Annotated in this window: 23 protein-coding genes and 1 other RNA gene; 13 read left to right on the forward strand and 11 right to left on the reverse strand. The window is 40.6% G+C overall.

Annotation, left to right across the window (positions count from 1 at the left end):
- Positions 1 to 102 precede the first annotated feature (102 nt).
- The 8 genes from RMY16_RS29295 to RMY16_RS29330 all read left to right on the forward strand — a co-directional run bounded on the left by RMY16_RS29295 (position 103) and on the right by RMY16_RS29330 (position 7,342).
- Positions 103 to 558: a phage tail protein gene (locus RMY16_RS29295; RefSeq protein ID WP_094331970.1), complete on the forward strand. Its 456-nt coding sequence runs from the start codon at positions 103 to 105 to the stop codon at positions 556 to 558.
- A gap of 22 nt (positions 559 to 580) precedes the next feature.
- Complete coding sequence (locus RMY16_RS29300) at positions 581 to 1,075, forward strand: phage tail protein (protein WP_322739319.1); 495 nt, start codon at positions 581 to 583, stop codon at positions 1,073 to 1,075.
- Positions 1,076 to 1,086: 11 nt separating this feature from the next.
- On the forward strand, positions 1,087 to 1,434 hold the full coding sequence (locus tag RMY16_RS29305; RefSeq protein WP_251959044.1) for a hypothetical protein: 348 nt from the start codon (positions 1,087 to 1,089) through the stop codon (positions 1,432 to 1,434).
- 272 nt (positions 1,435 to 1,706) lie between these two features.
- Complete coding sequence (locus RMY16_RS29310; RefSeq protein WP_322739320.1) at positions 1,707 to 2,090, forward strand: phage tail assembly protein; 384 nt, start codon at positions 1,707 to 1,709, stop codon at positions 2,088 to 2,090.
- The gene (locus RMY16_RS29315) at positions 2,033 to 2,236 is read left to right on the forward strand and encodes a DUF6760 family protein (RefSeq protein WP_313931140.1); all 204 of its coding nucleotides are present in this window, start codon (positions 2,033 to 2,035) and stop codon (positions 2,234 to 2,236) included. Before RMY16_RS29310 ends, RMY16_RS29315 begins: the two co-directional genes overlap by 58 nt.
- Positions 2,233 to 4,215, forward strand: a complete 1,983-nt coding sequence (locus tag RMY16_RS29320; RefSeq protein ID WP_322739321.1) for an FHA domain-containing protein — start codon at positions 2,233 to 2,235, stop codon at positions 4,213 to 4,215. The genes RMY16_RS29315 and RMY16_RS29320 overlap by 4 nt, the downstream gene beginning before the upstream one ends.
- 192 nt (positions 4,216 to 4,407) lie before the next feature.
- The gene (locus RMY16_RS29325) at positions 4,408 to 6,588 is read left to right on the forward strand and encodes a CHASE2 domain-containing serine/threonine-protein kinase (protein ID WP_322739322.1); all 2,181 of its coding nucleotides are present in this window, start codon (positions 4,408 to 4,410) and stop codon (positions 6,586 to 6,588) included.
- Positions 6,589 to 7,192: 604 nt separating this feature from the next.
- Positions 7,193 to 7,342: a PsaJ protein gene (locus RMY16_RS29330; RefSeq protein WP_322661991.1), complete on the forward strand. Its 150-nt coding sequence runs from the start codon at positions 7,193 to 7,195 to the stop codon at positions 7,340 to 7,342.
- Positions 7,343 to 7,743: 401 nt separating this feature from the next.
- Here the strand turns inward: RMY16_RS29330 and RMY16_RS29335 are convergent, their stop codons facing one another.
- Positions 7,744 to 8,196: an Hsp20/alpha crystallin family protein gene (locus RMY16_RS29335; protein ID WP_322739323.1), complete on the reverse strand. Its 453-nt coding sequence runs from the start codon at positions 8,194 to 8,196 to the stop codon at positions 7,744 to 7,746.
- Between the two features lie 393 nt (positions 8,197 to 8,589).
- On the opposite strand from RMY16_RS29335, the gene RMY16_RS29340 reads away from it, so the two are divergent.
- From RMY16_RS29340 to RMY16_RS29350, 3 genes are all read left to right on the forward strand, one after another.
- Complete coding sequence (locus RMY16_RS29340; RefSeq protein ID WP_322739324.1) at positions 8,590 to 8,814, forward strand: hypothetical protein; 225 nt, start codon at positions 8,590 to 8,592, stop codon at positions 8,812 to 8,814.
- A gap of 152 nt (positions 8,815 to 8,966) precedes the next feature.
- Positions 8,967 to 9,365: a hypothetical protein gene (locus RMY16_RS29345; protein ID WP_322739325.1), complete on the forward strand. Its 399-nt coding sequence runs from the start codon at positions 8,967 to 8,969 to the stop codon at positions 9,363 to 9,365.
- Between the two features lie 394 nt (positions 9,366 to 9,759).
- Positions 9,760 to 10,488, forward strand: coding sequence for a hypothetical protein (locus RMY16_RS29350; protein WP_322739326.1), 729 nt, complete (start codon positions 9,760 to 9,762; stop codon positions 10,486 to 10,488).
- Between the two features lie 54 nt (positions 10,489 to 10,542).
- Here RMY16_RS29350 and RMY16_RS29355 read toward each other — a convergent pair whose 3' ends face one another.
- The 4 genes from RMY16_RS29355 to surE all read right to left on the reverse strand — a co-directional run bounded on the left by RMY16_RS29355 (position 10,543) and on the right by surE (position 13,182).
- Positions 10,543 to 11,325: an MGMT family protein gene (locus RMY16_RS29355; protein ID WP_322739327.1), complete on the reverse strand. Its 783-nt coding sequence runs from the start codon at positions 11,323 to 11,325 to the stop codon at positions 10,543 to 10,545.
- Entirely contained in the window at positions 11,322 to 11,486 is a 165-nt protein-coding gene (locus RMY16_RS29360) for a hypothetical protein (protein WP_322739328.1), read from the reverse strand. Before RMY16_RS29360 ends, RMY16_RS29355 begins: the two co-directional genes overlap by 4 nt.
- Before the next feature lie 86 nt (positions 11,487 to 11,572).
- A complete protein-coding gene (locus RMY16_RS29365) occupies positions 11,573 to 12,196 on the reverse strand; it encodes a hypothetical protein (RefSeq protein ID WP_322739329.1) in 624 nt (207 codons plus the stop codon).
- A gap of 305 nt (positions 12,197 to 12,501) precedes the next feature.
- Entirely contained in the window at positions 12,502 to 13,182 is a 681-nt protein-coding gene (gene surE / locus RMY16_RS29370; protein WP_322739330.1) for a 5'/3'-nucleotidase SurE, read from the reverse strand.
- A gap of 588 nt (positions 13,183 to 13,770) precedes the next feature.
- Here surE and psb32 point away from each other — a divergent pair.
- Positions 13,771 to 14,508, forward strand: coding sequence for a photosystem II repair protein Psb32 (gene psb32, locus RMY16_RS29375; protein ID WP_322739332.1), 738 nt, complete (start codon positions 13,771 to 13,773; stop codon positions 14,506 to 14,508).
- Positions 14,509 to 14,578: 70 nt separating this feature from the next.
- Here the strand turns inward: psb32 and RMY16_RS29380 are convergent, their stop codons facing one another.
- The 3 genes from RMY16_RS29380 to RMY16_RS29390 form a co-directional block, all read right to left on the reverse strand.
- Positions 14,579 to 14,962: a DUF4346 domain-containing protein gene (locus RMY16_RS29380; RefSeq protein WP_322739333.1), complete on the reverse strand. Its 384-nt coding sequence runs from the start codon at positions 14,960 to 14,962 to the stop codon at positions 14,579 to 14,581.
- Between the two features lie 90 nt (positions 14,963 to 15,052).
- Positions 15,053 to 16,234, reverse strand: coding sequence for a GNAT family N-acetyltransferase (locus tag RMY16_RS29385; RefSeq protein WP_322739334.1), 1,182 nt, complete (start codon positions 16,232 to 16,234; stop codon positions 15,053 to 15,055).
- A 198-nt stretch (positions 16,235 to 16,432) separates the two neighbouring features.
- The gene (locus tag RMY16_RS29390) at positions 16,433 to 17,173 is read right to left on the reverse strand and encodes a RibD family protein (RefSeq protein ID WP_322739335.1); all 741 of its coding nucleotides are present in this window, start codon (positions 17,171 to 17,173) and stop codon (positions 16,433 to 16,435) included.
- 294 nt (positions 17,174 to 17,467) lie between these two features.
- On the opposite strand from RMY16_RS29390, the gene RMY16_RS29395 reads away from it, so the two are divergent.
- Positions 17,468 to 19,594, forward strand: coding sequence for an ATP-binding protein (locus RMY16_RS29395; protein WP_322739336.1), 2,127 nt, complete (start codon positions 17,468 to 17,470; stop codon positions 19,592 to 19,594).
- A gap of 37 nt (positions 19,595 to 19,631) precedes the next feature.
- On the opposite strand, the gene RMY16_RS29400 is transcribed toward RMY16_RS29395, so the two are convergent.
- The 3 genes from RMY16_RS29400 to rnpB all read right to left on the reverse strand — a co-directional run.
- Positions 19,632 to 20,747: a Gfo/Idh/MocA family oxidoreductase gene (locus tag RMY16_RS29400; protein ID WP_322739337.1), complete on the reverse strand. Its 1,116-nt coding sequence runs from the start codon at positions 20,745 to 20,747 to the stop codon at positions 19,632 to 19,634.
- A gap of 102 nt (positions 20,748 to 20,849) precedes the next feature.
- The gene (rnc, locus tag RMY16_RS29405) at positions 20,850 to 21,569 is read right to left on the reverse strand and encodes a ribonuclease III (protein WP_322661962.1); all 720 of its coding nucleotides are present in this window, start codon (positions 21,567 to 21,569) and stop codon (positions 20,850 to 20,852) included.
- Positions 21,570 to 21,727: 158 nt separating this feature from the next.
- Positions 21,728 to 22,074: RNase P RNA component class A (gene rnpB / locus RMY16_RS29410), an RNA gene on the reverse strand; the annotation flags it as partial.

Consider the following 22,074-nt stretch of genomic DNA (forward strand, 5'->3'; position numbering starts at 1 on the left):
GGGCATTGGGCATTGGGCATTGGGAAAAGAATTCTTATAACTCCTAACTCCTAACTCCCAAATCCCCATTTCAAAATTAACCACACAAAGGAGTCTAAAAGTATGGCAGGCGAATTTTTAACCTCTTGTAAATTTTACTTCGAGGCTGACGGAATTACTGATAAATTTATCAAAGAAATTAGCGGACTAGGCGTTGAAAATACACCAGCGCAAGAAGTTCACGGTTCATCTAAAGGCGCTAAACTAATGCGTCAAGCTACACCAACTGTTGTTAAATTTACCAACATTACAGTAAAAGTCATCGCCACTGATGATATAGACCTGTATAAATGGTATCAAGACTGTAACGAAGACATGGGAGACCCTCGGAAGTGGGCACAGAATCGTAAGACTGGTTCAGTGGTTGCTTATGACCAACAAGGCTCGGAAAAAGCACGGTGGAACATTGTCAATTGTTATCCCTGTAAATACACCGGGCCTACCTTAACAGCCTCTGGTGGTGATATGGCAAATGAGACTGTTGAATTGGTTCACGAAGGAATTAAACGAATCAAATAATTAGCATTTCCAGTAATTAACAGTGGTACAATCCGCAAGCCGAATTCCAGAAGTTTTGACAGCCCATCGGTTCTATTTAGAACTGACATTAGAAGGTCAAAACGATGCCAATTGTTTCTTTTTGGAGTGTCAAGGCTTTAAAAGAACACAAGAGGTTATTGAAATTACTGAAGTCACTTCTCAAACCTGGGGTACAAAAGGGCAATCAAAAGGTCAGGTGGTGAGAACTAAGCTTCCTAGCAATCCCAAGAGTGGTAATCTCATTCTGCGTAGAGGAACCACTAACTCTATGGATTTTTGGAAGTGGTTTGAAAAAGTCCAACAGGGTAATTGGTCACAGCAACGTAGACTTGTTGCTTTGTCTATTTATAATCAGGCAAATCAAGAAGTAGCTAGATTTGAGTTAGCCGGTGCTTGGCCTGCAAGTTACAAGATTGCCGATGTCAACGCCCGCAGCCATGACATCGAAATTGAGGAGATGGAGGTTGCTTTTGAGGAATTTAAACGCGTGAAATAATTAGGAGAATTATGTTTCCCACAGAGTTTGAATTTACACTGCCAAAGGGGTATCTAGACTCTGAAGGCAACCTCCATCGCAAAGGTGTAATGCGGTTATCAACGGCGATAGACGAAATTGCACCCTTGCGTGACCCACGTGTTAAAGCAAATCCCGTTTATGCCACAATTATTATCTTGTCACGAGTGATTACCCACTTGGGTGCTTTATCAGAGGTTACTCCTGCAATCGTGGAAAACTTTTTTTCCCAAGATTTAAATTATCTCCAAGATTTTTACCGTCGAATCAATGGCTTGGAAGGCGAAACTTCCATACCAGAAGATACAGTAAATTCTCCCGAAGCACTTCTTCATAATTGAATTGGGCATTGGGGAGTGCTGAGTGCTGAGTGCTGAGTGCTGAGTGCTGAGTGCTAAGGTTAAAGTTCCGAGTTCAAAGGCTCAATGTTCGAGTAAAAAGGTGCAACTTCCGAGTTCAAAGGCTCAACGTTCAAGTAAAAAGGTGCAACTTTCGAGTTTTAAGCTTGAAACAATAATATTTCTTCCTAACTCCTAACTCCTGACTCCTAACTCTTAACTCAGCACTCAGCACTCAGCACTCCCCAATACCCAATGCCCAAATTCAATAACCTATGCGCCGTAAAAAGGATACTCTCTGCACAGAATTTGCTTTCACTCTTCCCAGAGGATTGAGTGATAGCGAACAACAAGTACATCGTCATGGGGTGATGCGTTTAGCCACCGCCAAAGATGAAATTTTGGTGCAACAAGAACGCAAAGTTCAAGAAAATCCGGCTTACGGCGTATTAGTAATGCTTGCACGGGTTATTACTCGCTTGGGCAGTTTCAATTCTGTTAGTCCTGATTTACTCGAAGGACTTCTCCTACATGACATTGCCTATCTCCGAGAATTTTACAATCGAATCAATCAACAAGGCAATGTACACATTCCGACACAATGTCCCCACTGCAATACTCAATTTTCAGTGGAGCTAGAACTAGCGGGGGAGTCGTAAGCTACCCCTCTGATACTTTATATGAGGAGGTAGCTTTTATTGCTTATCATTTCCACTGGTCACAAGATGATATTTTAAATTTAGAACACACTACCCGTCAGCGCTGGGTGGCAGAAATCAATAAAATTAACCAAAAATTAATATGAAAGTAAAAGTTAGCTACTCACCAAATCTAAGTGAAGTCAATGAAGTTGACCTTACCACAGAAACTCCAACGAGAGGAGAATGGATAATAGGCCGTTCTCCTGATTCTGATTTAATCCTAGACAGCCCTGATATCAGTCGGTTACATGCTAAGTTTTTTGTTAAAAATGGAAATTACTACTTCTCTGACCTTGGTAGTAGAAATGGCTCAATAGTTAATGGGAAACAGGCTGAAAAAGATCGACCATATTCTTTGAGTGATGGAGATATTATTCGGATTGCAGATTATGTTTTGATTTTGGAGGCAGTTGCTCCCGTTTATGAGCAACCAGAGACAGTCTTTAGGATTATAGATCCTTCACTGTTTTCTCGGCCGCGATCGCCTGAAAATGTCAGCGCTGCCAATGTTGTTAATCCAGCCCCAGCCCCAGAGGTAGTTAGCGAAGTTCCACCGCCAATTAGTCTCGAAGTAGAAGCACCCCCTTCTTTAGAAATCAGTGAAATCTCAGAAGTTGTTTCGACTCAACCTGATGATGTCATCCCTGAAAACATCATTCAGCCACCAGAAGCAGTTAGCGAAGTTCCACACGATGTTCGTAATGAAATTGTGGATTTGCGGACATTAGTTGCACCAGAAGTCAGCGCAGATAATGAGGAAGTAGAGGTTCCCGAAGTCAGCGAAGCCTCAGAAGTTTCTTTGGCTGAACCTGATAACGCCATAGCTGCACCTGAAAACATCATTGAAACTCCTGAAGAGGAAAGTGTCCTTCCAGAAGCTAATCACGATGAGGCTGTAAGCTTTGAACCAGCACTGGCAACAGAATCTACTTTCGTACAACAGCGTGATATAAGTCCTATTCCAGAAATTATCTACGACGAGAATGCAGAGTTAGAAGCAGCACTAGAAGCAGAAGTTACCTTCGTACAGCCACGTGATATTTTCAACGAAGTTCCTGCACAGAGTGCTATTCCAGAAACTACCTACGATGAAAATGCAGAGTTGGAGGCAGCACTAGCAGCAGAAGTTACCTCCGTTCAGCCGCGCGATATTTTCCACCATGTATCTGAGGAAGAGAGTAACATTCCCGAAGCGACTCACGATGAAGTAGTGAATTTGCATACGCCAGTTGCAGAAGAAACCAGTGAAGTTGTTGAAAATGAAGAGATTCAGCCACAAGTACCAGAAGAGGAGAGCCAAGTTACACGGGATATCATTGATGAAGCAATAGATTGGGATACGTCAGTTACAGCAGCAGACAGCGCAGATGTTGATGAATTAGAACCTACTTCTGCGGTGGATGAAACAATAAGCGAAGTTTCTGAAGCATCAACTGCACCTGATGATGCCGTTGCGGAAGTTTTAAACAATCAATACATTGATTTGAGTAATGCAAGTACTGAAGAAGTTAGTCTATACGTTGATGATGCTGCTGCACAAATAAGTAATATTTCTGACTCAGATGATATTCCGTCTTTGGAAACAGCAGAAAGTGGAGCTACTGAGAGCATCACTCAAACTATTGAAGAATTTCCTGAAGTAAAAGAAGATCATTTTGATGAAACTCCAGAAGAAACAAATGTTAGTGAGTCTCCTCAAGCAATCATTGAAAGAAATATTGTACTGATTGCTCATGAAAGCAAAAAATCAGAGCTTGTTGAATTGGTTTCTGAGCATCAGGAATTTTTCTCGCAGAGTTTTACCATTACCTGGCCATCTGTTAGTGAAGTTTTACATCAGCAGGCAGGGATAACGATTAGTCAACAAACCCCCGCACCAACTTCTGGAGGATATCAAACAATTGCTTCATTGGTTGGAGCAGGAGAAATTGTAGCAGTTATTTTCCTGCGAGATTTGCTGCAACCTCAGTCAGGTCAAGCAAATGAAGAAGCACTGTTAAGATTATGCACTATTAATCAAGTTTTATTGGCTACTAATTTGTCAACAGCTGAGGCGATTGTGCATTATCTGAAATCGATATAACCATACTTAATTATTCATAAACAACAAAATTCCCGGTTTCTTAAAGAAATCGGGAATCTGACTCTTGAGATTTTCACACGTAAAATATGATTACTAGATTTTTTGAAAAGTTGCAAATTGCGTAGAATAATTTCAATATTAAAAATTAATCTCAAAATATAGGTATATTTGAAAGTAAAATAGACTGCAAAAATGGTTGTAAATTTTAAAAGTTTATTTAGACAGCCAGTTATTCTTTCAAGTGCGATCGCAACACTTCTGTTAGTAGGCATTCAAAAACTGGGGGTTTTCGAGCCTCTAGAAATGAAGGTCTACGACCAAATGATGCAACTACGTGCCGACTCAGGCCCAGACACTCGTCTGTTGATTGTTGCCTTAAGTGAAAAAGATATCCAAAAATGGAATTGGCCCTTGTCTAGTGAACTTCTAGACCAACTATTAGGCAAACTTGAAGAATATCAACCGCGAGTCATTGGTTTAGATATTTTTCGTGACTTACCAGTACCGCCTGGTCATGACAAGCTACTGCAACGTCTCCAACAGAGCGATATAATCATTCCTATTTGCAAACATGCGGGTTCTAACAATCCGGGAGTAGCGCCCCCAAAAGGCGTTGAAGCAGAGCGAGTAGGATTTAATGATGTTGTAGAAGATACTGACGCTACAATTCGCCGCAATCTATTATTGGTAAGTGCAGAAGAATCCGATTCTTGTCAAAGTACCTATTCTTTTAGCTTACAACTAGCACTCAAATATTTAGAAGTTGGAGGCATCCAACTAGAATTTACCCCCAAAAAGGAACTACAACTACGTAATACTGTATTTAAACCCCTGCAAAGTAACGCTGGCGGCTATGAAAAAGCAGATACCAATGGCTACCAAATCCTGCTTAATTACCGTTCTGGTCATCAGGTTGCCCAGCAGGTAACTATTACAGAAGTACTTGCAAATCAAGTTAAACCAGATTTAGTTAAAGACCGCATCGTTTTAATTGGTTCAACAGCCAATAGTTTAAATGATATTTTTAATACGCCCTTTGCTAGTGGTAAGTCAGATAATTCCGGCAAGATGGCCGGAATTGAAATTCATGCCCACAGCGTTAGTCAAATTCTCAGTACCGTTCTTAACAAACAGCCTCTATTTTGGTTTTTGCCTGAGTGGGGTAAAGTCCTTTGGATATGGGGATGGACTGTAGTTGGTGGTTTGCTGGTATGGCGGATTCAACATCCACTAGGCTTAGGATTGGCAGCAGCAACAGCCCTGGCAGTATTATTTGGAGCTAATTTTGTCATTTTTACCCAAGCTGGATGGTTCCCAGTCATACCTCCGGCGTTGGGGCTAGTATTTACCGCCAGCAGTGTTCTTGCCTATAGCGCTTATCAAACCAAGCAAGAGCAAAAAGAAATTACCCAACGGGTTCAAGAACACCAACAATTAATTGTGGAATTGCAAGGTCTTTTACGGCAGCGCGGCAACGCCTCAAATGAAGCGCCAACAGTAATAGCTGATTCCATTGGGCAAGAAATTGCACTAGGAACGGTACTAAATAATCGCTACAAAATTACTCAACCCTTGGGTTCTGGAGGATTTAGCAATACTTATTTGGCTGACGATATCCAGCGTCCTGGTAATCCGCAGTGTGTAGTGAAACAGTTGCGACCTCCTCACCAAGATGCAGAGTATTTAAATGTTGTCAGACGGCTATTCAACGCTGAAGCAGAATTTTTAGAAACTTTGGGTAAGCATCCACAAATTCCCCAACTGCTAGCTTTTTTTGAAGAAAATCGGCAATTTTCTTTAGTGCAAGAATTTGTTCGAGGGTACGCTATGGATAAAGAGTTAGCTACTGGAAAGCGACTAAAACAAGCTGAGGTTGTGGAGATACTCAAAGAAGTTTTAAATGTGCTGGTTTTTGTTCACAGTTATGGCGTAATCCATCGAGATATCAAACCTAGCAACTTAATTAGGCGAGAATCAGATCGGCACATTGTTTTAATTGACTTTGGCGCTGTTAAGCAGATTCAACCTCAGCAGCAAGAAGCTCAGACAATTTCAATTGGCACTCCTAATTATGCACCTTCTGAACAAATGAGCGGGTTGCCAAAACTCAACAGTGATATTTATGCCTTGGGAATTATGGGAATACAAGGCTTAACTGGGGTAGAACCCAGAGAATTTCGCAGAGACACAAATACTGGTGAAATAATTATCCAAAGTGAAGCTGATACTAATCAACAGATTTGGCTACATTGGCGCGAATTCACTGACGCTACCAACGAGTTAGTTATGATTTTAAATAGAATGGTACATTTCGACTTCACTCAACGATATCAGTCAGCAGCAGAGGTGCTGAAAACCCTTGAAAGTCTCTAGCACTCTGTATGCTCTGTTAACCAAAAAATTCTACATGGACTTCATTACCATCTTCAAGATTATTAATCGATTTAGAGGTATCTATTACATTACTAATAAAGGTATCTTAGGCAACTAAACTTGTCCCATAAAGTCATTTATTAGTAGCAGCATCGGCATTATTTTTGAAAGCAAGGGTTCCTGTCATATCAGGAAGAAGCTCTACATAAAAACCTAGATCGTAGGCAATACAGTTCAGTCCAGTTAAGGGTTTTTTGTATTTATTTTAGGTATCTAGAGATACTATAGTATGAATCCTCCTCTCATTAAGGTAAGTCTCTAGCTCTGTTTCTATAAAACTTCTTCGAGTAATAACGATATTTTTTTGTGTTTGACATTACAAATTAATTTAATATTGATCTAGCCTTTGGTTAGAGGTGTAGTGGAGTATTAGTTATTATTATTGAAGCGTAAGAACAAATTGAACTTGTAATTTTATATAGGAGTTTATAAATGCAACGCTAACAACGGTGTTTTTTTTGGCTCTTTGTATACTACAGACAAGTAAATTATCGTTTAGCCGCGTTATTTCAACTTAATCAGCTAATTCTTTACTGAGTGCTATATGCAGAAACCCAACGATCAAAAAAACTATTTCCTTAAGTACCTTTCCCTCGCTCCTGTTCTTGCCGTTATTTCGATATCAGTTGCCTTCTCTACGTGGGCAATTTTTAATTATTTTTTACCCGATCTTCTTTTCCATCCTATGCCATAACATGAGTGATGATGATGTAACTAAGTGTTTAGGCTATCTGGAAAACCTCATTTCCATACCTCTGTGTTGCAAGCCTATCCATTAGTGACATCTTTCATCTTTACCTAACATTTGTGGGATCGATGCCTGCGCCAACGTTTTCTGGCACGTCTGTTACGTCAATGACAAACGCGGGTATTCAACAAATCCTTTATCATACTTTCGTGGTAAGTTTCCAATTAAATCGAGTACTTGTCATTAATGTAAGTAAAATTTTTCAAATCCAGTAACAGCCTTGCTCTCTAGCACTTTTTTTAAATATAGTTTTGAGGATTGTTACAAAAAAGCCCGGTCACGAAAGTAACCGGGATTTTAGTTATCTCAATCTCTCAAAGGAGGTAAAGTAGTCTGAGTACGACCTATTAGCTAGCAGATTGTTCCAAATTAACCTTGACGACTTTGTTCTTTTCTTGCTCAGTTTTAGGCAGTGTCAGATTCAAGATACCATCTTTATAATCTGCTGTAACGTTAGTGTTTTGAATCTGAGCCGATAGAGGAATTACGCGTTGAAATTTACCGTAATGAAACTCACTTCGGGTAACACCTTTTTCCTCTGTTTTCGTTTCAGACTTCCGCTCACCGCTAACGTAAACAGCATTTTCTGTGACTTGCACATCCAAGTCTTTAGCTTCTATTCCTGGCAGTTCTAGCTTCAGATGAATTGCATCTTCAGTTTCTTGAATTTCAGCAGCAGGAACTTTGCTTAAGCCTTTGTCAAACAATGCAGATGGGAGTCTGGTATCTTCAAATAAACTATTGATTTGGTGTTGTAGAGTGTCAATTTCTCTCCAAGGATTCCAACGAACTAGTGTCATAAATTTTCCTCGCTTTAGTTAACTTTGTTTAATAAGTTTTGCACTTAACTTTGTGCTTACATATTCATATTATGTATAGTTAAAGCTGCTGTAAATTCGGTTTTTGACACCAACTAATTGATGATTACCACACCAAATTAGATAGAAAAATTTTTACGGTTTGCTCTAATTTGTCTGTTCGGTAAACCCGAATAGACAAATTAGATTCAATTATCCTAAATCAATAAATCTGCTGTTGAAGGGATAGCGCAGAAATACGATGCCTCAGTTGGGCTATGTCTACAACTGAGTAACAGCCTTGCATAAATTTTTAGATAACCTCAGTTAAATATATATCTGTTCAAGTTTGTCCTGAGCTTTACTCCCGATTTATTAACCAACACAGCATTAATAATGAAACTCCTTTCCCTGCTTGATTTTGCACACATTCTTAATTTTAGTGTCCTACCTAGTATTGCTAGAACCCAAATAGCTACTTATCGCAAAAGTGGCACATCAATTAACACATCTGTCAAATCTGATACTTTACGCAACGATTCCACAAATATCAATTGCCTTAAAACCTTTGATACTGCTGTTCTTGCTTATCAGATGATGGGTCTTAGCAACTTTGAATGAACCGTAGCATGCGCTCAATTAAATCACCCGAATGGGTGAGGAGCAAATCAACCGTTCAGGTGAACTGGATGCAGGAAGTTAAGACAGATAAAAAATAAGACTCTATTACTCAAGAACATTAATTGTACTTTACTATAACTAAGGATAATCCTATGAAAGTCTCTATCTTGATCGATTCTGTACTCATTGTTACTTCTATTGCTTTATTGCCTGGAATGAGTGGCGTTCAAATAGCTACTAACAATAGTGGCGAATCTCTAGCTATCAACTCTAACAATTTATCTACTCATTCCAATAAGGTCAGCTACTTCAAACCCTTTGATGCTGCATTTGTAGCTTATCAAAGTAATCTGAAAGCACAGGGTAGTCCTAGCGGTAGCGCTTTGGTATCCCAATACCAAACAGGAAACCTGACTGCATTAAATGTGGTTAAGACTGCTATCAACGCTAAAAAGTTACCAGCACAAGAAGCTTTGAATGATAAAGGTTATCTAAACGCTGTCGAATCGCAGCTGACCTCATTGGGCAGCACTAATGATTTATCTTACTAAGTACAGACTTGCAGAGGTTCGTAATGGATTTATAAAATGCTGTACTATCATCTGGTTGCTTTGACAAGAAAATGCGTAACCGAACAGGAAAAGCTCCTGTCTCCCCTTAATCACCATCTCATTCGCAAAAATGATTTTAACCCCTCCAAGGTATTGGAGGGGTTTTTAGTTGGTGCTGCGGTTGCTACTTGCTCTAACGTCGTCCCATGCACAGTAGCACTGGAATGCTGTCTGCTCCCACAAAAGCGTAATTTATCACACTTTTAGAAAAAAGGGACGGGTCATAGATTATTTACTGTTCTATCAAATTAACGTTGTTAAGTTACTCAGCAGGTGTAGTTTTCACCTCCAGGCTGTGTTAAATATTGTGACGCGAAACAGGAGTATAGGTACGTTGTTAAAGCTTTCTCCAGAATCTCCTCTATTTATTGTGTTAATTATTATTAGTTTTTTAGTAGTAACTTTATCAACTTGGTTATCATCTAAACCATTCATTTTAAAACCATTTGGGGTTAATGATATTGTCCAATTGCTGACATTGCAATTATTCATTTCTTTGTTGCTAGAGCGTTCTTTAGAAGTTTTTATAACTACTTGGCGTGGCCCATTTGTAGAACAATTAAATATTAGTATTCAGCAAGAAAAGGCTCTAATCTCTGAGAAAATAAAACTTATGGAAGGACAACAGCAACAGTTTCCTTCTTTGGTATCAAATCAAATCAGTGGACTCCCACCAGAAGGAATGAGTTTAGAACAGCAAATCATCCAAAATTTTACACAAAATCAACAAAATTCATTAAAAATTTTCCAGCCACAAATGGATGATATAAATGAAAAAGAGCGCCAAAGAACAGCCTATAAATCTGATACACGAACAATTGCTCTATGGACATCCCTTTTATTCGGTCTTTTAATGAGCGCAATAGGTGTTCGCTCAATTGAGCCACTTGTAGTTATTGATTTAGATAATCCAATACAAATAGTTATTTTTCGTTGTTTAGATGCACTGCTGACAGGAGGTTTAATTGCAGGAGGTAGCGAGGGTATTCATAAGCTTATAAAAGTTTTTATCGACTTTATGGAAGCTACATCTAAACAAATCAAAAATCAGGGGTCGTCTTGATGAAACTATGAATACAGGATGATATTACTAAAATTATAATAATTACAATAATATCTATTCTAAATGTAGAGTATTATCTTCCCATAAATAATCTTTAATTTTTACAAAATTTCTATTTAGCTTTTTTAATAAATCTGGTTCAGATGAAACCTGAACTCCTTCCATTTCCAACTTATTTTTTTGTTGGCTCACATAAGTTATCAAATAACCTTTAGAGTCTAATATTCTATGTAATGGATAATCAGCAGCCGAAGTTTTTTTCAGGTATATAGGAATAGCTCTTAGATAGCTATTATCTACTCCTATAGCTTTGATTATCTGTTTATATGTAACTACTTTTCCACTTGGGATTTTGATAATAAAATTTAGGAATCGTTTATATGGGTTTTCAGATAATGCTGGAAATTTATGAGCTTCCACCTGAAAATTACTACCAACCTGAATTTGACCTGATTTAATAACTACGCCTAAAATTCCTCTTTTATCTTGGATGCTTTTTAATGATTCTACCAAGTGAGCTATGCGCTTACATGGTTCGCAGTGAAAAGTTAACCTAATTGCCGCACCACTTTCAAAGGTTAGCAAAGAGCCAGGGATAAATCTATCAACTTCTAAACCTTGAACCACAATATTTTCTCGCAATTCTCCTGGTTGAATTGATAAGTCGGAAATATCTTCGTACCTAACAATTAAAACTTGCCTGGGGCTTATCGGATTGGCATTAATATCTCCTTCTATGCCATGACTTACCTTTAAATTTAATGTGTTAAGCTCTACCATCGCCGAGCCTGGTTTTACTTTGCTGAAAAGATGCATGATTGAGAGAGCCATATTCATTCAGTGGCGCGATCCATTTTAAATTGAGGAGGTGAAGTCAGACAAATCACTGGATTTAGGAAGAATGAATAAGCTTCCATAATGGGAGAGCCGTTGCTCTTAATTTGAATATTCTCAAACTTTGCTTGTAATTTTTTCTTAATTAAAAGTTGATTGTTCAATGGTAAGAATTTTACTTGATATATCCTGTTTCTTTAGTTCAACTTTTATGCGGGAAGTACATAAAAGTTGAATTATTTAGATGAGATTAGTCAATGAGTTGTGGAGTGGGAATTTGCGTATCGATATCCGCTTGGGAAAAAGTAGGGAGCAACCAAGTACTCTCACCCGCCTTGAATACTTTGGCAGGTTCAACATTCAATTCAATTGCACCAGTGGCTGGATTGGTTCTAGCAAGAGACTGTGTACCATCGACAAACTTAATAGCGATGGGTTCACTTAATTCTTGTAGTTGAGCGTTTGGGCCTAAAGCCACTTGAGAACCTGCGGGTAAGTAAATGCCATCGCAATCCCAATCATCATCGGTGATTGTTCCTGCGCCCAGAAAGTAGAGTTGGGTTGGAGATTTTTTTGGTTTATTGGCATAGACAGCCAAAGTCTTTCCAGTTTCATTGCGGCACTGCGCCCGCTTTCTAGCTGTTTCTATGACATTTTTCTGAAACTGCAATTGTGCCAGTCGCTGCTGGAATTGCTCAGGTGTATAGCCAGCTTGCTCAGGTGTATTCTTTACAGTTAGAAGTTGATTGAGTGCCTGAGTTACCTCAGCATAGTCAGCCCCTTTAGTGAAATCCTTGCCTGCCCAAGAGGGTTGAGCAATTAGCAGGTTCACCATTAATACGAGTGCAACAAGAAGAATTTTGAGAAACTGCATAAATTTCTCCTTTTTTTGAAGTTAGTGTTCAGTACCACTGAAACTTTACCAGATTTCAAATCCTTGAAAATTTCGATCGCGATCGCACCACATACCCATAAGATTAATTAATAGCCTTACAAGCTCTCTTCAATGTCCATTAAAAGGTGGTAGCAGTTCAATACTTTTCGGATAAGCCTAAAAATCTCTCTTTTTGCCTGGGAAAAGGTTAAAGAACAAGGGGGAAAGGTGAATTAAAACCTTTTCCCTTTCCCCGTTAACCGAAAAGTATTGGGTAGCAGTTAACTAGTAACTGATGGCTGATGTCAAACTCTTAACTGGGTGACGGCGATATTACCAGAAAAACATACATCTACATCGCTGCCAGGAGTGCGATCGCGTTTGCCATATTCCCCTACATAATAAAAATTATCGCCTTCAATTCGATAGTTCACGGGTAAAGGTTTGGTACAGGCTTGGCAAAATACTACATTAGGATCTGGTTCTCCTGGTTGCAGATGCGGCAGATTCACATTCCAGAAGCTTCCTGGTTCTAGGGGACGTTTGAGTAAATCGGCTAAAACTTCAGCTGTGAATTTGGCAGCTAGATCCCAATCAAAATTCTGCTTGGCTTTGCGATACTGAGAAATGGCAATTCCGGGAATACCGTGCATTGCGGCTTCCCGCACGGCTGCCACTGTGCCAGAAATGTAGGCATCGACTCCCAAGTTTCCCCCAGCATTGATACCTGAAAGTACAAATTTGACATCCGCGGCAATTTGTGTAATTGCAATTCTCACACAATCAGCGGGAGTACCTGCGATCGCATACTCAGTCTCAGAACGTCGTTGGAGGTTGATAGCACGAGTAGTAGTAACTTGATGTCCACAGCCAGACTGATGATCGGCAGGAGCAGCGATAATAGAATTTTTGCCGTTTACAGCTTTGAGTAGCGCTTGGATACCAGGGGCATCAATGCCATCGTCGTTAGTTAAAAGTATAGTCATGTATATATGATATTGATTTAGCTAAAATATCAGAAAAATGCAGATATCAACCATCACATAGACATCTACAGCAGAATTCAGAATTCAGGAGTAAAATCCGCTTTATACCTGGGTAACAAACTTAGCTTGTCTACCTCAGCTACTTGAAATCTGCTGTATATAAATTAAATATGCATTGTCCAGAATCCTTGTAGAGATGTAGCAGGATAACGTCTTTACATTCTTTTTCACTCAGATATTTAGTGAGTACATCAAGAAAAGCTACTCGCAGATATGATAAAAATATGGCATTGTTGAACCAAAATATGAATCATACGATATGATTTCTAGATGGTTTGCAAATTCCGCCCTAAGCATTTGGGTTAATTCCCAAAATGGGCGGTATTTCTTGTGAGTAGTAAGGGGTTTAGCGTCAGGTTAATGCTTGCAACCGCCCTTAGAACAAGTTTGTGTAATCAAAAATCCCGTACAATATACATAATTTACTGGGAATATCAGAAATTTTACACTGAAGAAAATCGGGAACGAGGTGATTTTTGCAGTGGTTCTGTAGTATTTTTGGTGCAAATCTGTCTTAGGGATCACACGATGAAACAGCTCCTCAAACAAGTTTTTAGCAGTCAAAAACACCTTATCTGGCTAATTCTACCTTTGGTGACGGTTATTTTCGCAGCCTCGCTATTTGCTACACCTGCTTTAGCCACAGGTGTGTATCAAATACCCAGCCTGACAGCAAGGAATGACACTTGGGTTTTGGATCAAGGGGAAGTCATCAGCCGTCTGAACGAAAGCAAGATTAGCAACGCTTTTAAGGATTTGGCAAAGCAAACAGATAAGGAAGTCAGAATTGTTACTGTTCGCCGCCTCGACTATGGTGAAACACCAGAAAGTTTTACTAAAGAACTGTTTGAAAAATGGTTTCCGACAAAAGCAGCCCAAGCTAATCAAACTTTATTGGTTCTTGATACAGTTACCAATGGTACTGCCATTATTACTGGGGATGAAGTCAAGCCAATACTTACTGACTCTATTGCCGAGAGTGTAGCGACTGAAACAGTAAGTGTGCCGTTACGCAATGGTGACAAATACAATCAGGCATTTCTCGATGCCAGCGATCGCCTTGTCGCCGTTCTCTCTGGCAAAGCCGATCCAGGGCCACCCCAAATAACTGACAATGTACAGGTTGGAGGCACTTACAAGAAAGCAGAGGAAACCAACCAAGGTAACGCTACTGCTTGGGTAGTAGGATTGTTAATTGCTGCCACCGTTATCCCAATGGCAACTTACTATATCTATCAGATAAATCAGCCTTCATCTAATGGGTAATGGCATTAGGAGTTAGGAGTTAGAAGTTATGAATTTTTAACTCTTAACTTTTAACTCCTCACTCCTAACTTTAATCTTGAACATACTCTTGCCCTGTAACTAAAGCTACCTCAGCCCGGACAAACTCTCGACCCAAATAAGCTGCATGATCTAATTTAGTTACAGAAGAGGGCTGAGTTTCTTCAAAAATTTTCACGCAAAGTTCTTTCGCCGTTCTGGCGCTAAAAACTGTTGTATGAGTTCGTTCTACCTTTTCTCGTGCTGGAATTACCTTTCCCGTTTCGGGATCGACAGCTAAACCGCGATCGTCAATCACATTTGTAAAATGCTTGGCATAAATTAACTTTGCGTCTCGATCTAAGTAAATAATGAAATATCCACCGGGATCAAGGTCAATATGACGCTGGGAAAGTTTATCATCAATTGCCGTTAAATCTTCAACTATTAAATCCATAAGCATTATAAAAAGAAATTTTCTTTTTTCAGGGTTTTTATACTCTATATCAAGTGTAATTCGTCGTTCACCCTCTGCCTTGGAAAACTTTTAAGAATCTCGGTTACTAAATGGCAACTCTGCATTAATTGCCTCAATCTGCTGTTGTTCGAGTTGATTCACTTCCTTAATATAGGGACGAATAATTTGTCCTAAACGATTATTGTAAAAGCGGTGCAAACTGTGATTGGGCATAGCCGGAAAACCACGCCGTTTTTTGTGTCGCCCACCCGCGCCAGGATCAAAAATTTGGATATTGTTAGCGATCGCCCACTCAATCGGCGCATAATAGCAAGCATCAAAATGTAAGCAATCTATTTCTTGAAAACTTCCCCAATAACGTCCGTAGAGTTTGTCACCTTTAAATAAACAAAAAGACATTCCTAAAGGATGAGAATTATTTTCCTCGCTATATGCGGCAACAAACAAGACTCGATGGCGATAATCGGTGTGTAGCTGCTCAAAAAACCTTCGTGTGAGATACTTGCTACCCCACCAGCCAAACTTATCACAGGTATCAGCATATAATTGGTGCATCAAGGGAAACAAAGACTGAGGAATTTGATCGCCACTCAGTGGTTGCAATCGTAAACCTGCTTTTTCCACAGCTTTGCGTTCCCGCTTGATATTGCGCCGTTGATTGGCATTAAACACCTTCAAGTAATCATCAAAAGTTTTAAAATCAGCATTTTCCCAGATATAGCTGTGGTGCAGCCAAGTTGTAAAGCCATGCCGTTCTAGCATCGGACGCCATTCGGGATCGACGTAGAGAAAATGACACCCAGAAATCCGATTTTTGGAGCAAAAAGTATCAATTTCATGCACCATCAACGCTGTGATTTCATCCTCATCTTCTCCTGGGGCGATTAAGAACCGATAACCTTCTGCTGGGGTGAATGGTGTCATTCCCAGCAATTTTGGGTAATATTGGACTCCGATGCGATCGGCTAACTCTGCCCATTGGTGATCGAAAACAAATTCACCAGAACTATGTCCTTTAAGATAAAGTGGCGCAGCAGCAATCAGCGTTTTATCTCGCCACAGTGTCAAATGATTTGGCAACCAACCAGTTTTAGCCGTGACACTGTGGGAAGTTTCGAGATTATTCAGCCACTCCCATTCTAAAAATGGCGTTTTGAGTGGCATTGCCAAAGCATTCCAGGCATTTTGGGGTACTTCAGCGATTTTGTTTGTCCAAACGACAGAATAGCGAGGCTTAAGTTGTTCCACCATCTTAGGGGAGTAGGGAGTAGGGAGTGGGGAGACAGAGGGGCAGGGGAGGCAGGGAGAGTAGGGGAAAAGGTTAAAGGTTAAAGGTTAAAGCGAAAAGGAATAAATTTAATCTTTCCCCTTTTCCCCTTACCCCTTTCCCTTTGCCCATGCCCAATCCCCCATGCCCCATCACCAATAAATAACTTAACTTAGCGTAATCTAATCTGCTGGTCGTTGCAGACGATAGTGCAAAAACACTTCTTGCTCAACTGTATGAACTTCTATAAGTTGTAACTTGGGAGCCAAATCAGGTAAAAATCCTTTCCCTGCGACGGGTGTGGGTGCAGTATTACCACCTAAAATCAGCGGACAGACTGTTAACCATAATTCATCAATTAAATCCAGTTCCAGCAAGGAAGCGACTAATTCACCTCCACCCAAGACCACCAAGCGTGTTATATGTAGAGTGGCTAGTTGCTTTAAGGCTGCGAGAATGTCAATTTCTCGCGTTGGCGTTTCAAAAACCAGAATCTTCTCGAATTTTGGAGGGTACTCCTGTACTCCGGTTCCCAAAGTTGAGGGAAGCGTCTGTAAGCGTTCTTTCCACGAAAATGCTCCTGCTCTTGTGGTGAGTAGCCAGCGTCTGACTGGTTGCTTAAAAAAGTGAATTTCCGGATTAAGGTTTGCAGAGCGTGTAGTCACTATATGAACTGGCTGTAGAGGCTTCCCTTCTTGCGCCCGAAGTTGCACTAGAGTTGGATCGGTTACAGTAAGTGTTGTTCCGTATGCGTGCAGAGTTCCAGCACCGAACAAAACGGCATCAGAGGCAGCAATTTGTTTTTCTAAGTGCGCTTTATCAACCCTTGAGCCGAACCGAGCAGGCGATCGCTTAAAATCTGCTATCTTGCCATCTGCACTCATTGCTAAAACAACTGTAGTATGAGGACGATGTTGCAACATTCAATTGATTTAATAGTTTTAATATTTTCTTTAGTTGTGTGTAGATTCTCAAACAAAACCATACCTGCAAGCTACTGTTTTATCATTTCACCACTGTATTGATATGCAACAAAAATCGCTTTTACATCTAGCATATACGAGTTTTGGTATACCACGTTTCTTTTTGAATTATAGCAATTTGTTATTTTTAAACATTGAAAATAACATTCTGATAATTTAATAAAATGTCTCATCTAGCTGGTCTAATTGCATATCTTTGGTGTTGTAGATTGCAGGTGCAAAGTGAGACAGTCGATGACTAATCCCCGCCAATCTTCCTTTCGTCGAATTTTAGTAACGAGAATATTGCTGCTGTTTGTTCCAGTTTTGCTTGTAGGCGAAATTGTTGCCTTGAATAAGGCACGTACTAGTATATTGAGAACTGCACGGCAAAATTTAACAGAAAGCGCCATCAGTAAAGGGGAAAGAATTGGAGATGCGATCGCAATCTTAAAAGCTAATCTGCTGAGTGTAAGTAAAACAACAGTTATTCCGTCGGATTCGCCTATACAAGAGCAAGAATTTCTCACGCAGTTAAAGCAACAACTTCCAGCTAGTATTGAGTGCATCCAATTAAAAAATCTCCTCAACCAGAAGATAATTGCTAGTAGCTGTGGGGATCGAGAAATTGGAGAATTAAAATTACCTTTGCCTAGTGATGGAGTTGATATTAAAGCAATCTTACCGTCAAAGACAGGAACGACTGGAAAAAGAAATGCACAAAATCAACTGCAAGTAGTTCTATCTGCACCAGTTTCCGATAGCCGAAGAAATTCAGTTTACAGCTTAAGTATTCAATCTGCATTGTACCAACAAACCAGAAATCCGCCGGGATCGCTCACAGGCGCTATGGTAGTAATTGCTGAAGATGGCACAATTTTGGCACACCCATTCACAGACTGGGTAGGAACTAATATCAATCAGCACCCTCATGCTTCCCAAATCAAGAGCATAATTAAAAATGCAATTACGGGAAAAAACGATTCGATAAATTTGTCTTTTAGACAGGGAGAAGAATTAGTCGCTGGCTATACAGTTATTGCAAATCCACTTACTCAACAGCAACAGCAAAAATGGATAGTTTTAGCTGTTAGTAGTGTCGATAATGCGCTTTTTGGTTTAGAGGAAATCAAATTAATTCTTATCGTTCTGACAGTTGGTTTGATTGGCGCAAGTTTGTTAGCATCCCTATATTTAGCTCCTTACTTAGCCCGTCCTGTAGAAGAATTGCGAGACTACGCTCTCAATATTCACTCTCACCATGCTGCACAACCAGTTCCGCACAATTTTCAAATTCGGGAATTCAATCAACTGGCCCAAGCATTAGACCAAATGGTAGAACGGCTGAAAGCTGGATCGGAAGAACTAGAAATAGCTTGGAAAGAAGCAAAAAGTGCTAATCAGATTAAAAGCCAGTTTTTGGCTACGACTTCTCATGAATTGAGAAACCCATTAAATATTATTATTAACTGCATTCGCCTGGTTGAAGAGGGCTTATGTGATGACCGGGAAGAAGAAATGGAGTTTCTCAAACGTGCTGATGAAACAACGATTCACTTGCTAGGTATTATTAATGATTTACTCGACATTTCTAAAATTGAAGCAGGTAAGCTTTCGGTCATCTCTACACCTATTGACCTCCGACAAATATTATTAGAGGTGATTAATTTACAATCAGTTAATGTTCAACAAAAGGGCTTGCAACTGAAATGTGAATTAGCTCCCCAAGTGATCCCAATTAAGGCAGACGCGGGAAAACTCAAACAGGTGCTGATTAATGTTATCGGCAACGCCACCAAGTTCACCGACACCGGCAGCATCACCATTGCTACAGAAATTCAATCTAGTCATGGTAAATCTCAGGTGGTAATAGCTGTCAAAGATACAGGTATAGGCATTGATCCAACTCAACAGCACAAACTATTTCGCCCCTTTGTAATGGTGAATGGCAGTACTACACGCCAGTTTGAAGGTACTGGACTGGGACTAGCGATTTCACGAAACTTAATCGAACTCATGGGAGGCAGCATTACTCTTGAAAGTGCGGGACTTCATCAAGGTACGACGCTGAAAATCACCTTACCTTTGATTGATATTTTGCTATTAGCTGCTCCAAATAAAGAAGCAAATGTTGGGGATCTTGGATTCTCCGGGAATGAGGCAGTAAAGGCAAGCCGCTATCCTAGCCTACAGGAATCTGGGGGAAGTTCCTCTTTGGGGATCAACAAGTCTGTGAAAATAGAGTTAGACAAAGAAAAGTTCCCGAAGCCCCAGTTGCTATTTGGAAATGAGACTTGCCAGATTCGTCTTTCGCCCCTGCAAACTATTTTGGTAAGTCTTCCAAAAGGAGGAGTTTGTGCAAATGGGACTTTCAAGACGTAATTTAGTCAAAAGTCCATATTCATCAGCACTCTTGATTTTAATCCTTGACGATGCGATCGCTCAAAAAAACAGGTTTACCGCCTTGGCTAAGAGATAATGTTAGAGCAGCAAGAATTTCTACTAACTCAGTGCCTACCCAGCCAGACGAAACCTCCGAGGGAGTATTGTTGAGAATAGAGGCAACAAAGGAGGAGCAAACCCGCCCCAATGGTTCTCCTGGCTGTAATTCCAGTGCTATATGTCTTTGATTCACAGGAATAAATTGATTCCCTTGCTGTTCAAACTCACCATGTAGCAGGGTTAGGGGTGATGATACTGACATTTCATCAAAAATCAAGCTGCCAAGACTACCCACAATCCCCAGCCGTCTCTGTTTATCAGAATTCAGCCAGCACAGGTGAATATAAGCTTGAAAGCCATCTGGATATGTCAGTGTCAGCCATACTAAATCTGCCAAACCTTGAGGCAGAGCAGAATCCGTATATGGACTCACCCCTGCTCCCCTGCCCCCCTGCTCCCCTGCCCCCCTGCTCCCCTGCTCCCCTGCTCCCTGTAGCCACACAGTACCCGTTGCTTGTACTTTTATAGGAATTTGGCCAAGCCAAGCGTTAAAGATTGCAATATCATGAATGGCTAAGTCCCACAGCGCATCAACATCTTGCCGGACAGGCCCTAAATGGGTGCGGCTGGCGTAACCATAGCGTAAATCACCTAATTTACCCGCTTGTACTACAGTTTTTCCTTGCTCAACCGCTGGATGAAATAAATAAGTATGGTCAACCGTTAGTATTAAATGATGCTCTTCTGCTAAGTGGCAAAGTTCCCGACATTCTGCTGGATTGAGAGTTAGGGGCTTTTCTGCCAAAACATGGTATCCCTGTTGGAGAGCGTCTTTAATTAAAGCATAGTGGGTAGTAGCAGGAGTTGCGATCGCAACTCCTGTCAACCCTGGCACTGTCTTTAAATCTTGCCACTGGGTTGTTAATATTACATTGCTATCTAAATTAAACTGCTGCTTTACCGCCGCTAATCGTTCTGGATGGGGATCTACTACAGCAACTACATTTACTTGGGGATTTGCTAAAAAATTTCGCAGCAGATGCACTCCCCAACGCCCAACTCCGATAACAGCAATATTAATTTGGTTTGTCATTAGTTATTAGTCATTTGTCATTTGTCATTTGTCATTTGTATATAAAGGACAAATGACCACTGACAATCAACTGATTATCGACTAATCCCCCTTCTTTTAAGATCAGGGTATTTGCGGATTAGGAATTGCTAAGAAAGCTACTTTAGCTGCGGCTTGTTCAGCCGTTTTGATTGATCGCCCCTTACCAACTCCTAGTTTGTTTCCGTGCAGCCACACTTCAGCTATGAAACGTTCTTGATTGCGATGTGGTTGAGTGACTTCCACAACCCGATATTCTGGTAAAACTTTAAATTGCGCCTGAGTCCATTCTTGCAAAGCAGCTTTGTAATTAAGTCTGGCAGGATCGAGGCGAATTTCTGTTGCTAGTTGGTGAAAGTGGGGATCTAGCCAAGAGCGAATCAATTCCAGATTTTGAGTACTTAAGTAAAGCGCACCTAAAACTGCTTCAAAGGCATCTGCCAGTCGTGACTCTAGACCAACTTTATCAGCGGTAGCACTGCCAGCGACTAGTAAGTATAACTCTAAACCATAAACTCTGGCCAATTGGGCGAGAATGCGATCGCTCACCAATACCGAACGAATCGCCGCAAAATCCCCTACTGGACAATCGGGATAATTTTCCCATAAAACAACAGCCGACACCAGCCGCACCACTGCATCGCCAACAAACTCTAGCTGTTCATAATTTGCCGAATCAGAAACAGTGGGATGAGTAAGCGCTAGATCTAGCAATTCCCACTTTATAGGTGCTTCTAGCGACAAACCAAATTTTTGGACTAAACTTTCGAGTTGCCGCTGACGGCGTGGATAGGCAAGGGACATTACATGATAAGGGGAAGGGGGGCGGAGGGGCAAAGGGGCAGGGGGGCAGGGGAGCAGGGGAAGCAGGGAAGGTAGGGGGAGCAGACAAAAAATAATAACTTCTGACTCCTAACTCCTAACTCAGCACTCAGCACTCAGCACTCAGCACTAAAAAAGGGGGGAGAGAGCAGGACATAAGCCGGGTTCTGTTCTCTTGCGAGGGCAGTTATCTATCTGGGACGTTTGTTACCAAACACCTCAAGCGGCTCTCATTGAGCGGAACTGGTAAAAGACCAACCGTAGTTCCTATCGCCTTGCTCCCAACCGGGGTTTACCGAGCCAGCACCTCTCGATACTGCTGGTGCGCTCTTACCGCACCTTTGCACCCTTACCCTATTCAGTTATCAGTTATCAGTTATCAGTTATCAAGTATTAACTGTTTACTGGTAACTGTTCACTGTTCACTGAAAAGGCGGTATCTTTCTGTGGCACTATCCTCACGATCGCTCGCACTGGACGTTATCCA

This window comes from Nostoc sp. DedQUE12b (assembly GCF_034530835.1).
In the GTDB taxonomy this organism is placed as follows: domain Bacteria; phylum Cyanobacteriota; class Cyanobacteriia; order Cyanobacteriales; family Nostocaceae; genus Nostoc.

Coding starts and splice junctions, on each gene's coding strand:
- RMY16_RS29295 (WP_094331970.1), top strand. CDS start 103: ATGGCAGGCGAATTTTTAACCTCTTGTAAATTTTACTTCGAGGCTGAC.
- RMY16_RS29305 (WP_251959044.1), top strand. CDS start 1,087: ATGTTTCCCACAGAGTTTGAATTTACACTGCCAAAGGGGTATCTAGAC.
- RMY16_RS29310 (WP_322739320.1), top strand. CDS start 1,707: ATGCGCCGTAAAAAGGATACTCTCTGCACAGAATTTGCTTTCACTCTT.
- RMY16_RS29315 (WP_313931140.1), top strand. CDS start 2,033: ATGTCCCCACTGCAATACTCAATTTTCAGTGGAGCTAGAACTAGCGGG.
- RMY16_RS29320 (WP_322739321.1), top strand. CDS start 2,233: ATGAAAGTAAAAGTTAGCTACTCACCAAATCTAAGTGAAGTCAATGAA.
- RMY16_RS29325 (WP_322739322.1), top strand. CDS start 4,408: ATGGTTGTAAATTTTAAAAGTTTATTTAGACAGCCAGTTATTCTTTCA.
- RMY16_RS29330 (WP_322661991.1), top strand. CDS start 7,193: ATGCAGAAACCCAACGATCAAAAAAACTATTTCCTTAAGTACCTTTCC.
- RMY16_RS29335 (WP_322739323.1), bottom strand. CDS start 8,196: ATGACACTAGTTCGTTGGAATCCTTGGAGAGAAATTGACACTCTACAA.
- RMY16_RS29340 (WP_322739324.1), top strand. CDS start 8,590: ATGAAACTCCTTTCCCTGCTTGATTTTGCACACATTCTTAATTTTAGT.
- RMY16_RS29345 (WP_322739325.1), top strand. CDS start 8,967: ATGAAAGTCTCTATCTTGATCGATTCTGTACTCATTGTTACTTCTATT.
- RMY16_RS29355 (WP_322739327.1), bottom strand. CDS start 11,325: ATGAATATGGCTCTCTCAATCATGCATCTTTTCAGCAAAGTAAAACCA.
- RMY16_RS29365 (WP_322739329.1), bottom strand. CDS start 12,196: ATGCAGTTTCTCAAAATTCTTCTTGTTGCACTCGTATTAATGGTGAAC.
- surE (WP_322739330.1), bottom strand. CDS start 13,182: ATGACTATACTTTTAACTAACGACGATGGCATTGATGCCCCTGGTATC.
- psb32 (WP_322739332.1), top strand. CDS start 13,771: ATGAAACAGCTCCTCAAACAAGTTTTTAGCAGTCAAAAACACCTTATC.
- RMY16_RS29380 (WP_322739333.1), bottom strand. CDS start 14,962: ATGGATTTAATAGTTGAAGATTTAACGGCAATTGATGATAAACTTTCC.
- RMY16_RS29385 (WP_322739334.1), bottom strand. CDS start 16,234: ATGGTGGAACAACTTAAGCCTCGCTATTCTGTCGTTTGGACAAACAAA.
- RMY16_RS29390 (WP_322739335.1), bottom strand. CDS start 17,173: ATGTTGCAACATCGTCCTCATACTACAGTTGTTTTAGCAATGAGTGCA.
- RMY16_RS29395 (WP_322739336.1), top strand. CDS start 17,468: ATGACTAATCCCCGCCAATCTTCCTTTCGTCGAATTTTAGTAACGAGA.
- RMY16_RS29400 (WP_322739337.1), bottom strand. CDS start 20,747: ATGACAAACCAAATTAATATTGCTGTTATCGGAGTTGGGCGTTGGGGA.
- rnc (WP_322661962.1), bottom strand. CDS start 21,569: ATGTCCCTTGCCTATCCACGCCGTCAGCGGCAACTCGAAAGTTTAGTC.